Raw genomic sequence first — 14,123 nt, forward strand, 5'->3', positions numbered from 1 at the left:
GTAGGCCGGGTAAGCGCAGCGCCACCCGGCTTTTTTCGTTACTCCCACTCCTGCAAGAATCGCTGTCCATACTGGTCCGCCACCAGCAGCGCCGCATAGACCTGATCCGGCGTTACGCCGCCAGGCATGTTGTGAATGGTTTCCCCTTCGGCACAGGACGCCTCCGCGATCAGCCGCATTTTGGCCGGAATATCCTCTTTGATATTCAGCTGCGCCAGCGTGATCGGCAGCCCAACACTGTGGCAAAGCGCGGCGACGGTCTCAATTTCTTCAACCGGCGCGTTCTCCAGTACCAGTTGCGTCAGCGTGCCGAATGCGACCTTTTCACCATGGTAGAAATGATGCGCATCCGGCACCGCCGTCATGCCGTTGTGAATGGCATGCGCCGCCGCCAGCCCGCCGCTTTCAAAGCCCACGCCGCTGAGATAGGTGTTGGCTTCGATAATGCGTTCCAGCGCCGGTGTGACCACGTGCTGTTCCGCCGCCAGCATCGCTTTCTCGCCCTCTTCAACCAGCGTGTTGTAGCACAGCTCTGCCAGCGCTAACGCTGCCTGCGTGCACTTGCCGCCCGCCATGGTCGTCGCGCCGCTACGTGAGCAGGCACGCGCTTCAAACCAGGTTGCCAGGGCATCGCCAATCCCGGCGGCCAGCAGGCGTGCAGGTGCGCCCGCCACCACTTTGGTATCGACAATCACCATGTTCGGGTTGTGCGGTAGCATCAGGTAGCGATCGAACTCGCCGCTGTCGGTATAAATCACGGAAAGGGCGCTGCACGGCGCATCGGTGGAGGCAATGGTCGGGGCAATGGCCACCGGCACGTCCATAAAGTGGGCCAGCGCTTTGGCAGTATCCAGCGTTTTTCCGCCGCCGATACCCAGCACCGCCAGACAGTCAGCGCTGTCGGCCAGCTTTTTCAGGCGATCGATTTCATTTTGCGAACATTCGCCACCAAATGGTGCAATTTCGGCATGGAGTCCGGCTTTTTTAAAACTCTGGCGCAGGGTTTCTTCAGCAAAACCCAGCACAAATTTATCGCCCACCACCAGCCAGCGATTTGCCAGCGGCTTCAGGTAGTCGCCGAGGCGAGTGAGAACATCTGCGCCCTGGATGTATTTTCCCGGGGATTGAATGACACGGTCCATAACATTACTCCCTTAGTGTTTGAGGTAAATTCTGTCCTGTTCGAACTGCACTAAGAGTGACTCTACTCCCGGCGTGCCGGTCATTTGTTGCGCTACGTCTAAGGGAAACGTGATTGCCTTACCGGTGGCAAAGATTGAGGAGGAGATCAGGGAAGGGGGAAGATCGAGAAGTGCCCGGCAAGCGTAGCGCTGCCGGGCACTGAGCATTAACCGGTGTTGCGCATACCTGCCGCAACGCCTGCTATCGTTACCATCAGCGCTTGTTCAACGCGCGGATCCGGCTCTTTACCTTCCTCCTCCGCCAGACGCGAACGGTGCAGCAGTTCAGCCTGTAAAACGTTCAGCGGGTCGGTGTAGATGTTACGCAGCTGGATAGACTCGGCGATCCACGGCAGGTCTTCCATCAGGTGGGAGTCATTAGCGATATCCAGCACCACTTTAATATCGCCTTCAAGCAGCTCGCGCAGCTCTTTACCCAGCGCCCACAGCTCTGGTTTCACCAGACGCTGATCGTAGTATTCCGCCAGCCACAGGTCGGCTTTCGAGAAGACCATCTCCAGCATGCCCAGACGGGTAGAGAAGAATGGCCAGTCGCGGCACATGGTTTCCAGTTCGCTCTGCTTTCCGTCTTCCACCACTTTTTGCAGCGCCGCACCGGCACCCAGCCAGGCCGGCAGCATCAGACGGTTTTGCGTCCAGGCGAAGATCCACGGAATGGCGCGCAGGGATTCAACGCCGCCGGTCGGGCGACGCTTGGCCGGGCGCGAACCCAGAGGCAGTTTACCCAGCTCCTGCTCAGGCGTTGCTGAGCGGAAGTAAGGCACAAAGTCTTTGTTTTCACGCACGTAGCCGCGATAGAGGTCGCAGGAGATGTCAGACAGCTCGTCCATGATCCGGCACCAGGACTCTTTTGGCTCCGGCGGCGGCAGCAGGTTGGCTTCCAGGATCGCACTGGTATAGAGCGACAGGCTGCTGATGGTCACTTCCGGCAGGCCGTACTTGAAGCGGATCATCTCGCCCTGCTCGGTCACGCGCAGGCCGCCTTTCAGGCTTCCTGGTGGTTGAGAGAGCAGCGCTGCGTGTGCAGGCGCACCGCCACGACCAATGGAGCCGCCGCGTCCGTGGAACAGGGTCAGTTCAATACCGGCTTTTTCGCAGGTTTTGATTAGCGCATCCTGCGCCTGATACTGCGCCCAGGAGGCTGCCATCACGCCCGCATCTTTCGCGGAGTCGGAATAGCCAATCATCACCATCTGTTTGCCCTGAATAAAGCCGCGATACCAGTCGATGTTCAGCAACTGGGTCATCACGTCGTTAGCGTTGTTCAGGTCGTCGAGGGTCTCAAACAGCGGGGCCACTGGCAGAGCATAGTCAATGCCCGCTTCTTTCAGCAGAAGGTGAACGCCCAGCACGTCGGACGGGGTCTTCGCCATGGAGATCACATAGGCGGCCACCGATCCTTTCGGCGCATCCACGATCGCTTTACAGGTGTTGAGTACTTCGCGGGTGTCGTTGCTTGGCTCCCAGTTGCGCGGCAGCAGCGGGCGCTTGGAGTTCAGCTCGCGGATCAGGAACGCCTGTTTGTCGGCTTCTGACCAGCTTTCATAGTCGCCGATGCCGAGGTAGCGGGTCAGCTCGCCCAGTGCTTCGGTATGACGGGTACTTTCCTGACGAACGTCGATACGCACCAGCGGCACGCCGAAACACTTCACGCGGCGCAGGGTGTCGAGCAGTTCGCCGTTGGCAATGATGCCCATCCCACAGGCCTGGAGCGATTTATAGCAGGCGTACAGCGGCTCCCAGAGCTGTTCGTTCTGGCTCAGCAGACCTTCCGGCTTCGGCAGGCGCTGGCCTTTAAGGCGCGCTTCCAGCCAAGCCTGAGTGGCCATCAGCTGACCGCGCAGTTTTTTCATCAGGAAACGGTACGGTTCGCTGGCGCCTTCTTCACCGGCCAGCGCGCGCAGTTCCGGCGTGGCTTCCACCATCGACAGCTCGGAGATCAGCACCTGAATATCTTTCAGGAACAGGTCGGTCGCTTTCCAGCGGCTCAGCAGCAGGACATGGCGGGTGATTTCCGCCGTCACGTTCGGGTTGCCGTCGCGGTCGCCGCCCATCCAGGAGGTAAAGCGCACCGGAACAAAATCAACCGGCAGGCGGTAGCCCAGGTTCTCTTCCAGCTGTTCGTTCAGCTCGCGCAGGTAGTTGGGGACCCCTTCCCACAGGCTGTTTTCCACCACCGCAAAGCCCCATTTGGCTTCGTCGACCGGGCTTGGGCGATGCTTACGAATTTCATCCGTGTGCCAGGACTGGGCAATCAGCTGGCGCAGACGGCGCATAAGCTGGTTACGTTCGTAGTCGGCAATGTCTTTGTTATCCAGTTGCTTCAGACAGTTGTTCACTTCCACCATTTTGTGGATCAGCGTACGACGGGTGATTTCGGTTGGGTGTGCGGTCAGCACCAGCTCCAGCGAAAGGGATTCCACCGCTTTTTTGATGGTCGCTTCGTTGAGGTCGGGCTGGTCTTTGAGTTTACGAAGGGTGCGGGCAATGACTTCCGGGTTGCTGGCCGCTTCGCCTTTTGGCGAAATGCTGTGGTATTGCTCAGCGGTGTTTGCCAGGTTCAGAAACTGGCTGAAGGCGCGGGCAACGGGCAGCAGCTCATCGTTAGAGAGGTTCTGCAAGGTGGTGAGCAGCTCCTGACGATTGGCCTCGTTACCGGCGCGGGAAGATTTGGACAGCTTGCGGATGGTTTCAACGCGGTCGAGGATGTTCTCCCCCCAGTGCGTCTTTGATGGTATCTCCAAGCACTTTGCCGAGCATACTGACATTACTACGCAACGCGGAATATTGTTCGTTCATAAAAACCCAGTCACCCCATCATTTTTGTTTATGCCCATGCGAAAATCTTCTGGACATTATTTTGTCATCTCCCTTTATAAAGCCACGTAAAACCCCCGTCGTCAATTGCTGCGAAAACGGTTCAGCAAACGAATAAATGTGGGCAATTTACGAAATTTAATTCGTATTGCGTCAGATAAGAGATGCTTATGGGAATGTGACGAAGATCATGCGATTTGTTGCCCTCACCCTAACCCTCTCCCACAGGGAGAGGGGGACTGTTCGGTGCGTTTTTAATGCCAGCAGAAGTGATGCACAACCTGGGTAATGAGTTCGCGAGTGGGCTTGATGAAGCGGGTTTCGAGATATTCGTCCGGCTGGTGGGCCTGGTTGATGGAGCCAGGGCCCAGAACCAGCGTCGGGCACAGCGTCTGAATAAACGGCGCTTCGGTACAGTAGTTCACCACGTCGGTTTTCTCGCCGAGCAGTTTTTCCACCACCTGAACCAGCTGATGGTCAGGCGGACATTCGTAGCCTGGAATCGGCGGATGCAGTTCGGAGACCGTCAGACGGCCCGGCCAGCGCTCGCTGACCGGTGCCAGCGCTTCGTTCAGTAAGCCATCCAGATCGCTTAGCGTCATGCCCGGCAGAGGACGGATATCCATATGCAGTTCGCAGCAGGCGCAGATACGGTTGGACGCATCACCGCCGTGCAGGCTGCCGAGGTTTAGCGTCGGATACGGCACGGTGAACGCCTCGTAGTGATAGCGCTCTTTCAGATCGTCGCGCAGGGTCATGATGCGGCCAATCGCGTCATGCATCAGCTCGATGGCGTTCACGCCGCGCGCCGGATCGCTGGAGTGGCCGGACTGTCCGAGCACGCGCACCGCGGTAGAAATATGGCCTTTGTGCGCCCGAATCGGTTGCAGAGAGGTCGGTTCGCCGATGATCGCGCAGTCAGGACGAATCGATGTGTTTTCAGAGAAATAACGTGCGCCCGCCATGCTGGTCTCTTCATCGGCGGTCGCCAGAATGTAGAGCGGCTTTTTCAGGGTTGTCACGTCCACGTCACGCAGCGCGTCGAGGATAAAGGCGAAAAAGCCTTTCATGTCGGCGGTGCCCAAACCGTAGAGTTTGTTGTCATGTTCGGTCAGCGTGAACGGATCGCGCGTCCAGCGGCCATCATCAAACGGCACGGTGTCTGTGTGGCCAGCCAGCAGCAGGCCGCCCGCGCCATGTCCGGTACTGGCGAGCAGGTTAAATTTGTGGCGTGTTCCGGGGACGGGCTGAACCTCAACGTTAAACCCAAGATCGCTAAACCAACCCGCCAGCAGATTGATTAAAGACTCATTGCTCTGATCCAGGGCTTCTTCCGTCGCGCTGATGGAGGGTGTGGCAATCAGGGCGCGGTAAATCTCGATAAATGGCGGTAAGTTCATTTTCATTGTTGACACACCTTAGGTCGTGATAGTATCAATATTCATGCAATAAATGTGAATAAAAATACATTATCGTTGAGCATAAAGGAACCCGATGTTGAATACGCTGATTGTAGGCGCTAGCGGTTATGCGGGCGCAGAGCTTGTAAGCTACGTAAATCGCCACCCTCATATGACCATAACCGCTTTGACCGTGTCAGCGCAAAGCAATGATGCCGGAAAGTTAATTTCCGATTTGCATCCACAGCTTAAGGGCATTGTCGATCTGCCGTTGCAGCCCATGTCTGACATCAGCGAGTTCACCGACGGCGTTGACGTTGTATTTTTAGCCACGGCGCATGAAGTTAGCCACGACCTGGCTCCGCAATTTTTAGCGGCCGGCTGCGTGGTCTTTGATCTCTCCGGCGCGTTTCGCGTTAACGACAGCGCGTTCTACGAAAAATATTACGGTTTCACCCATCAGCACCCGGATCTGCTCGAAAAAGCGGTGTACGGCCTGGCGGAGTGGAGCGCTGACAAACTGAAAGAAGCGGATCTGATTGCCGTGCCGGGCTGCTACCCGACGGCGGCGCAGCTTTCCCTGAAGCCGCTGATCGACGCCGGTCTGCTGGATCTGCATCAGTGGCCGGTGATCAACGCCACCAGTGGCGTGAGCGGCGCCGGGCGCAAAGCGGCGATCTCCAACAGCTTCTGCGAAGTGAGCCTTCAGCCGTATGGCGTGTTTAATCACCGTCATCACCCTGAAATCACCACCCATCTGGGCGCGGAGGTGATCTTCACCCCGCACCTCGGCAGCTTCCCGCGTGGGATCCTAGAAACCATTACCTGCCGCCTGAAGCCGGGTGTGACCAAAGAACAGGTGAGCGAGGTCTTCACGCAGGCGTATGCGGATAAACCGCTGGTGCGCCTGTATGACAAAGGCGTGCCGGCGTTGAAAAACGTGGTTGGCCTGCCGTTCTGTGACATCGGCTTTGCCGTGCAGGGCGAGCATCTGATTGTGGTCGCCGCAGAAGATAACTTACTCAAAGGCGCTGCCGCACAGGCAATGCAGTGTGCAAATATTCGTTTCGGCTTCCCTGAAACGCAGGCTCTTATTTAAGGTGTGATGATGAATCCTTTAATTATCAAACTCGGTGGTGTACTGCTGGACAGCGAAGAAGCGCTGGAGCGCCTGTTTACCGCACTGGTGAACTATCGCGAATCACACCAACGTCCGCTGGTGATTGTGCATGGCGGCGGCTGCGTGGTGGATGAGCTGATGAAAGGGCTCAACCTGCCGGTGAAAAAGAAAAATGGCCTGCGCGTGACGCCAGCGGATCAGATTGACATCATTACCGGCGCGCTGGCGGGAACGGCGAACAAAACGCTGCTGGCGTGGGCGAAGAAACACCATATCGCCTCCGTTGGCCTCTGTCTGGGCGATGGAGATAGCGTAAAAGTGACCCAGCTCGACGAAGAGCTTGGCCATGTTGGACTGGCGCAGCCAGGTTCGCCTGAGCTGATTAACACCCTGCTGGAAGGCGGTTTCCTGCCGGTGGTGAGCTCAATCGGCGTGACCGAAGAGGGCGAACTGATGAACGTCAATGCGGACCAGGCGGCGACGGCGCTGGCGGCAACGCTGGGCGCAGACCTGATCCTGCTCTCCGACGTGAGCGGCATTCTGGACGGCAAAGGCCAGCGCATTGCGGAAATGACCGCCGCAAAAGCCGAGCAGCTGATCGATCAGGGCATTATTACCGACGGCATGATCGTTAAAGTGAACGCCGCGCTGGATGCGGCCCGCACGCTGGGCCGCCCGGTGGATATCGCCTCCTGGCGTCACGCGGAGCAACTCCCGGCGTTGTTTAACGGCACGCCGATTGGCACGCGTATTCTGGCTTAAGATTCTGTGCCGGATGGCGCTTCGCTTATCCGGCCTACGTGAATTTTGTAGGCCCGGTAAGCGCAGCGCCACCGGGCAAAAATATCATCATTAAGGAAATTCGTTATGGCACTTTGGGGTGGGCGTTTTACACAGGCAGCGGATCAGCGGTTCAAACAGTTCAACGACTCTTTGCGCTTCGACTACCGCCTGGCCGAACAGGATATTGTCGGCTCTGTGGCCTGGTCCAAAGCGCTGGTGACCGTTGGCGTGCTGACCGCAGACGAACAGCAGCAGCTGGAAGAGGCGCTGAACAACCTGCTGGAAGAGGTGCGTCTGGATCCGGAGCAAATCCTCCAGAGCGATGCCGAAGATATTCACAGCTGGGTGGAAGGCAAACTCATCGACAAAGTCGGCCAGTTGGGTAAAAAGCTCCATACCGGGCGTAGCCGTAATGACCAGGTGGCGACCGACCTGAAGCTGTGGTGTAAGGAGACCGTCGGCGAACTGCTGGCGGCGAATCGTCAGTTGCAGAGCGCGCTGGTGGACACTGCGCAGAACAATCAGGATGCGGTGATGCCGGGTTATACCCACCTGCAACGCGCGCAGCCGGTGACTTTCGCGCACTGGTGTCTGGCCTACGTTGAGATGCTGGCGCGTGATGAGAGCCGTTTACAGGATACCTTAAAGCGTCTGGACGTCAGCCCGCTGGGCAGCGGCGCGCTGGCCGGTACGGCGTATGAAATCGACCGTGAGCAGCTGGCAGGCTGGCTGGGCTTTGCCTCCGCCACCCGCAACAGCCTGGACAGCGTCTCTGACCGTGACCACGTGCTGGAGCTGCTCTCAAATGCCTCTATCGGGATGGTGCACCTGTCGCGCTTTGCCGAAGACCTGATCTTCTTTAACTCTGGCGAAGCCGGGTTTGTGGAGCTGTCCGACCGCGTGACGTCCGGCTCCTCCCTGATGCCGCAGAAGAAAAACCCGGATGCGCTGGAGCTGATCCGCGGTAAGTGTGGCCGCGTGCAGGGCGCGCTAACCGGTATGATGATGACCCTGAAAGGGCTGCCGCTGGCGTACAACAAAGACATGCAGGAAGACAAAGAGGGGCTATTCGACGCGCTCGACACCTGGCTGGACTGTCTGCATATGGGCGCGCTGGTGCTGGACGGCATTCAGGTGAAACGTCCGCGCTGCCAGGAAGCGGCGCAGCAGGGGTATGCTAACTCTACCGAGCTGGCGGACTACCTGGTGGCGAAAGGTGTACCGTTCCGCGAGGCGCACCATATTGTGGGTGAAGCGGTGGTGGAAGCGATTCGTCAGGGTAAAGCCCTTGAAGAGCTGGCGCTTGCCGACCTGCAAAAATTCAGCGCGGTTATCGGGGATGATGTCTACCCGATTCTGGCCCTGCAATCCTGCCTGGATAAGCGTGCAGCGAAAGGCGGCGTGTCGCCGAAGCAGGTAGCGCAGGCGATTGCGGATGCGAAAAACCGGTTGGTTTGACAATATTGCGGTGTGATGCCCTCACCCCAACCCCTCTCCCACGAGGAGAGGGGCTCGATCGGTTCCCTCTCCCCCCGGGAGAGGGGTAGGGTGAGGGAAAAACGTAGCCTGGCTTAGCGCTGGGCTTTTTTTTACGCAAAAAAAAGCGGACCACGGGGTCCGCAAAAGTTCACGTTGGCTTTAGTTGTTCGAGTTTTGAGAGAAACTCGCTGACGGTGCGGGGACGTCAAGGGTCAAACACGTGCCGCCTCGTCTATGTGATGTATTATTCAACAGAATGCTTGATAGGGATAATCGTTCGTTGCTATGCTATCTATCGCCATGAACTATCGTGGCGACGGAGGATGAATAATGAATATTCGTGATCTTGAATACCTGGTAGCGTTAGCCGAGCACCGCCACTTTCGCCGCGCGGCAGATTCCTGCCACGTCAGCCAGCCGACGCTGAGCGGCCAGATCCGCAAGCTGGAAGATGAGTTGGGCGTGATGCTGCTGGAGCGCACCAGTCGTAAAGTACTGTTCACGCAGGCAGGTCTGCTGCTGGTGGATCAGGCGCGCACCGTACTGCGCGAGGTCAAAGTGCTCAAGGAAATGGCAAGCCAGCAGGGGGAAGCGATGTCCGGCCCGCTGCATATTGGCCTGATCCCAACCGTTGGCCCGTACCTGTTGCCGCAAATCATTCCGATGCTGCACCAGACGTTCCCGAAACTCGAAATGTACCTGCATGAAGCGCAAACCCATCAGCTGCTGGCGCAGTTAGACAGCGGCAAGCTCGACTGCGCGATCCTGGCGCTGGTCAAAGAGAGTGAAGCGTTTATTGAAGTACCGCTGTTCGATGAGCCGATGATGCTGGCGATCTATGAAGATCACCCGTGGGCGAACCGCGATCGCGTGCCGATGGCCGATCTGGCCGGTGAAAAACTGCTGATGCTGGAAGACGGTCACTGTCTGCGCGATCAGGCGATGGGCTTCTGCTTCGAAGCGGGTGCCGATGAAGATACCCATTTCCGTGCAACCAGCCTGGAAACGCTGCGTAATATGGTGGCGGCGGGAAGCGGTATTACGCTGCTGCCTGCGCTGGCGGTGCCGCACGAGCGTAAACGTGATGGCGTGGTCTATCTGCCGTGTATTAAGCCGGAGCCGCGTCGCACCATTGGTCTGGTTTATCGTCCGGGGTCACCGCTGCGCAGTCGCTATGAGCAGCTGGCAGAGGCCATCCGGGGTGCGATGGATGGCCATTTCGACAGCGCGTTAAAACAGGCGGTTTAAGCCGTTCAGCGCAGCTACCCGATAGGCTTCCGCCATGGTCGGGTAGTTAAAGGTGGTGTTAACGAAGTACTCAATGGTGTTGCCACCACCTTTTTGCTCCATGATCGCCTGGCCGATATGAATGATTTCCGCCGCGCGTTCACCGAAGCAGTGAATACCGAGGATCTCTTTCGTCTCGCGATGGAACAGGATCTTCAGCGTACCCACGCTCATTCCCACGATTTGCGCCCGCGCCAGATGTTTAAACTGGGCACGACCCACCTCGTAAGGCACCTTCATGGCTGTCAGCTGCTGCTCGGTTTTGCCGACAGAACTGATTTCCGGAATGGTGTAGATGCCCGTCGGGATATCTTCAATCAGATGCGCCGTCGCTTCACCTTTCACCAGCGCCTGTGCGGCGATGCGGCCCTGATCGTAAGCGGCGGAGGCCAGGCTTGGGTAACCAATCACGTCGCCCACCGCGTAAACGTGCGGCAGCGCAGTCTGGTACATGCTGTTGACCTTGAGCTGACCGCGGCTGTCGGTTTCAAGCCCGATATTCTCCAGCTGCAATGAATCGGTGTTGCCGGTACGGCCGTTGGCGTACAGCAGGCAGTCCGCCTTCAGCTTCTTACCAGATTTCAGGTGCATGATCACACCGTCGTCGCAGCCTTCGATTTTCTCGTACTCTTCGTTGTGGCGAATCACCACGCCGCTGTTCCAGAAGTGGTAGGAGAGGGAATCTGACATCTCCTGATCGAGGAACGCCAGCAGCCGGTCGCGGGTGTTAATCAGGTCAACTTTGACCTCCATTCCCCGGAAGATCGACGCATATTCACAGCCAATCACGCCCGCGCCGTAGATGATCACATGGCGTGGCTCGTGGTGCAGGCTGAGGATGGAGTCGCTGTCGTAAATGCGCGGGTGCGAGAAATCCACGTCTGCCGGATGGTAAGGACGGGAGCCGCAGGCGATCACAAATTTTTCAGCGGTGAGCGTCTCAACCGAACCGTCGTGGCACTCCAGCGCCAGGGTGTGCTCATCCACAAAATGCGCGTTCCCTTGCAGAATTTCACAGTGGTTGCGCTCATAGAAACCCTGACGCATGCGCGTCTGCTGGTTAATGACCGTGTCTGCGTGATTCAGGATATCGGCAAAGGAGGAACGAAGAAGTCGGGAGTGGTCGCTGTAAAGTGGGTTCTGGTTAAATTCGATAATGCGGCTAACGGCGTGGCGGAGGGCTTTCGAAGGGATGGTGCCCCAGTGGGTGCAACCGCCGCCGACATTATGGTAGCGCTCAATAACCGCTACTCTGGCTCCCTGTTTTACCAGACCCATAGCAGCACCTTCGCCGCCGGGGCCGGAACCAATAACTATTGCGTCGTAATCGTAGGAATGTGGCATGGCAAGGCTTACCTGTTCTTATACATAAAAGCAACAGAATCATAACATCATTGCCAGGGTAACCCAATTATCGTTGTGCTTTTTTCGGGCAGTGGAGCACAAACCGCCCGTAAACAATCATTCACAAAGCCAGGTAAACAGATTAATTTTATTCTCTGGTATAGTGCCAACGGGCCTTTGGAAGGATTCAACTATCGTGATGGGCGTAAGAGCACAACAAAAAGAGAAAACCCGGCGTTCGCTGGTGGAAGCCGCATTCAGTCAACTGAGTGCTGAGCGGAGTTTTGCCAGTTTGAGCCTGCGTGAAGTGGCGCGCGAGGCCGGGATTGCGCCAACGTCCTTCTATCGTCATTTCCGTGATGTGGATGAACTGGGCCTGACCATGGTCGACGAGAGCGGTTTGATGCTGCGCCAGCTTATGCGTCAGGCGCGTCAGCGTATCGCCAAGGGCGGCAGCGTGATCCGCACCTCCGTGTCGACATTTATGGAATTTATCGGCAATAACCCTAACGCGTTTCGCCTGCTGTTGCGTGAGCGTTCCGGAACGTCAGCCGCGTTTCGTGCCGCCGTCGCGCGTGAAATTCAGCATTTCATCGCGGAACTTGCCGACTATCTTGAACTCGAAAACCATATGCCGCGTGCGTTTACTGAAGCACAGGCCGAGGCGATGGTGACGATTGTTTTCAGCGCGGGTGCCGAAGCGCTGGATGTCAGCATTGAACAACGTAAGCAACTCGAAGAGCGACTGGTATTGCAGCTGCGGATGATTTCTAAAGGTGCGTACTACTGGTATCGCCGTGAACAAGAGAAGTTGGCACATCAAAACGATGAGTGAAGGTGAGTAATGAAACAGTCAGGTCAGGATAAAGGAACGCTGTTGCTGGCATTGATCGCTGGCTTATCCATTAATGGTACGTTTGCGGCGGTTTTTAGCTCAATTGTACCGTTCTCGATTTTCCCGATTATCGCGCTGGTGCTGACGGTGTACTGCCTGCATCAACGCTATCTGAACCGCACGATGCCGGTTGGGTTACCGGGACTGGCCGCAGCCTGTTTTATTCTGGGTGTACTGCTGTACAGCACCGTGGTGCGTGCAGAGTATCCGGATATTGGCTCTAACTTCCTGCCTGCGGTGCTGTCTGTGGCGCTGGTGTTCTGGATTGGCTCGCGTATGCGTAGCCGCAAGAGCCAGTTGCCGGAGTAATGAATTATTTGTAGGGCAGGTAAGCGAAGCGCCACCTGCCAAAAAATGCCGGATGGCGCTACGCTTATCCGGCCTACAGATCACCGTGCGGTAAGTAATACGCCGCACTCCATATGGTGTGTATACGGGAACTGATCGAACAGCGCCAGACGTTCAACCTTGTGCGTCTGGCTTAATGTTTCCAGATTCTTGCACAGCGTCTCCGGGTTACAGGAGATGTACAAAATACGCGGGTACGCCTGCACCATCTTCTCGGTTTCGCTGTCCAGGCCACTGCGCGGCGGATCGACGAAAATTGTCTCACACTGGTAGCTCTTCAAATCAATCCCTTGCAGGCGGTTAAACTCGCGTACGCCGTTCATCGCCTGGGTAAACTCTTCTGCCGCCATACGAATAATTTGTACGTTATCAATATGGTTAGCGGCGATGTTGTACTGCGCGGCGGCCACCGACGGTTTGGCGATTTCCGTCGCCAGCACGCGCTCGAAATTACGCGCCAGCGCCAGCGAGAAGTTGCCGTTACCGCAGTAGAGCTCCAGCAGATCGCCCTTAGACCCTTCTGTCGCCTTCAGCGCCCACTCAAGCATCTGCACGTTCATGGCGGCGTTCGGCTGGGTGAAGCTGTTCTCTACCTGACGGTAAACCATCTCTTTACCTGCTACCGGCAGACGCTCGTCGATGTAATCCTGGTCCAGCATGATTTTGGTTTTGGTCGCGCGGCCAATCAGGTGCACGTTGATGTTCTGCGCGCGCAGCGCATCGCGCAGGGCTTCTGCCTGCTCGCGCCACTCGTCGGTCAGCGCTTTGTGATAGAGCAGAGAAACAATAGCCTGATTGCTTTGAGTGGTCAGGTAGTCAATCTGGAACAGCTTGTTGCGCAGCACCGGATTGTTGCGTACACCGTCGATCATTCGCGTCATCAGCTGGTTGATGAGCTCACTCGCCGCCGGAAAACTGTCTACGCGAATGCGGGATTTCGTCTGCTGATCGAAAATGATGTGGTACAGGTCATCGCCATCGTGCCAGATGCGGAACTCAGCGCGCATACGGTAGTGGCTGACCGGAGAACGAAACACCTCGGGAACGGGCGCGTTGAAAGGCGTCATCATACTTTGCAGGCGGACAACTTTTTCTGCCAGCTGTGCGTCGTACTGTTCTGTCGGGAGGTGTTCGGGGGTCATGATGCGTCCTGAGTGATAAAGAATTACGCGGGGATTGTAGGGATTGTGCAGTGGATGTCCAGATTTAATGGCTAATAGCTATCTGGACATCTATACGTGTCTAATTGTAGCATTCTGTTTCCGGTCTCCTGAGAGTGAAAAGGGAATCCAGTGCAAATCTGGAGCTGACGCGCAGCGGTAAAGACTGGCGGGATGAGAGTTGTAGACACTGTGAAAATGGGAAGTCTTCATCCGTATAACGCCACCCAGCCCGAAGACCTGCCGGGATCACGTCGCATTTGGTTTCATCATCGCGTGCTATCGATG

10 protein-coding genes, 1 pseudogene and 1 riboswitch are annotated in these 14,123 nt (G+C 56.9%); of the genes and pseudogenes, 6 read left to right on the plus strand and 5 right to left on the minus strand.

What is annotated here, in order from left to right; translation table 11 throughout:
• Positions 1–38: 38 nt before the first annotated feature.
• The 3 genes and pseudogenes from KTH07_RS21160 to argE form a co-directional block, all read right to left on the minus strand.
• A complete protein-coding gene (locus KTH07_RS21160) occupies positions 39–1,142 on the minus strand; it encodes a glycerol dehydrogenase (protein ID WP_003862047.1) in 1,104 nt (367 codons plus the stop codon).
• Between the two features lie 206 nt (positions 1,143–1,348).
• A pseudogene (gene ppc / locus KTH07_RS21165) lies at positions 1,349–4,001 on the minus strand (phosphoenolpyruvate carboxylase).
• A 272-nt stretch (positions 4,002–4,273) separates the two neighbouring features.
• Positions 4,274–5,425: an acetylornithine deacetylase gene (gene argE / locus KTH07_RS21170; protein ID WP_015569956.1), complete on the minus strand. Its 1,152-nt coding sequence runs from the start codon at positions 5,423–5,425 to the stop codon at positions 4,274–4,276.
• A gap of 88 nt (positions 5,426–5,513) precedes the next feature.
• Here argE and argC point away from each other — a divergent pair, with 88 nt between their 5' ends.
• The 4 genes from argC to oxyR all read left to right on the plus strand — a co-directional run bounded on the left by argC (position 5,514) and on the right by oxyR (position 10,049).
• Positions 5,514–6,518, plus strand: coding sequence for an N-acetyl-gamma-glutamyl-phosphate reductase (gene argC / locus KTH07_RS21175; protein ID WP_032620479.1), 1,005 nt, complete (start codon positions 5,514–5,516; stop codon positions 6,516–6,518).
• Between the two features lie 6 nt (positions 6,519–6,524).
• The gene (argB, locus tag KTH07_RS21180; protein ID WP_015569958.1) at positions 6,525–7,301 is read left to right on the plus strand and encodes an acetylglutamate kinase; all 777 of its coding nucleotides are present in this window, start codon (positions 6,525–6,527) and stop codon (positions 7,299–7,301) included.
• Positions 7,302–7,406: 105 nt separating this feature from the next.
• Positions 7,407–8,780, plus strand: coding sequence for an argininosuccinate lyase (gene argH, locus KTH07_RS21185; RefSeq protein ID WP_023304631.1), 1,374 nt, complete (start codon positions 7,407–7,409; stop codon positions 8,778–8,780).
• 351 nt (positions 8,781–9,131) lie between these two features.
• Complete coding sequence (oxyR, locus tag KTH07_RS21190; protein WP_003862055.1) at positions 9,132–10,049, plus strand: DNA-binding transcriptional regulator OxyR; 918 nt, start codon at positions 9,132–9,134, stop codon at positions 10,047–10,049.
• Here the strand turns inward: oxyR and sthA are convergent.
• Entirely contained in the window at positions 10,032–11,432 is a 1,401-nt protein-coding gene (sthA, locus tag KTH07_RS21195) for a Si-specific NAD(P)(+) transhydrogenase (RefSeq protein WP_003862057.1), read from the minus strand. The genes oxyR and sthA overlap by 18 nt on opposite strands.
• 196 nt (positions 11,433–11,628) lie before the next feature.
• Between sthA and fabR the strand changes: the two genes are divergently transcribed.
• The gene (gene fabR / locus KTH07_RS21200; RefSeq protein WP_003862059.1) at positions 11,629–12,267 is read left to right on the plus strand and encodes an HTH-type transcriptional repressor FabR; all 639 of its coding nucleotides are present in this window, start codon (positions 11,629–11,631) and stop codon (positions 12,265–12,267) included.
• A 9-nt stretch (positions 12,268–12,276) separates the two neighbouring features.
• Positions 12,277–12,636, plus strand: a complete 360-nt coding sequence (locus KTH07_RS21205) for a YijD family membrane protein (protein WP_017383113.1) — start codon at positions 12,277–12,279, stop codon at positions 12,634–12,636.
• 80 nt (positions 12,637–12,716) lie between these two features.
• On the opposite strand, the gene trmA is transcribed toward KTH07_RS21205, so the two are convergent.
• Entirely contained in the window at positions 12,717–13,817 is a 1,101-nt protein-coding gene (gene trmA, locus KTH07_RS21210; RefSeq protein WP_023304630.1) for a tRNA (uridine(54)-C5)-methyltransferase TrmA, read from the minus strand.
• Positions 13,818–13,921: 104 nt separating this feature from the next.
• Positions 13,922–14,098, plus strand: a riboswitch (cobalamin riboswitch).
• The last annotated feature ends 25 nt before the right edge of the window (positions 14,099–14,123 follow it).

The organism is Enterobacter cloacae complex sp. ECL72 (genome assembly GCF_019056635.1).
GTDB lineage: Bacteria > Pseudomonadota > Gammaproteobacteria > Enterobacterales > Enterobacteriaceae > Enterobacter > Enterobacter hormaechei_C.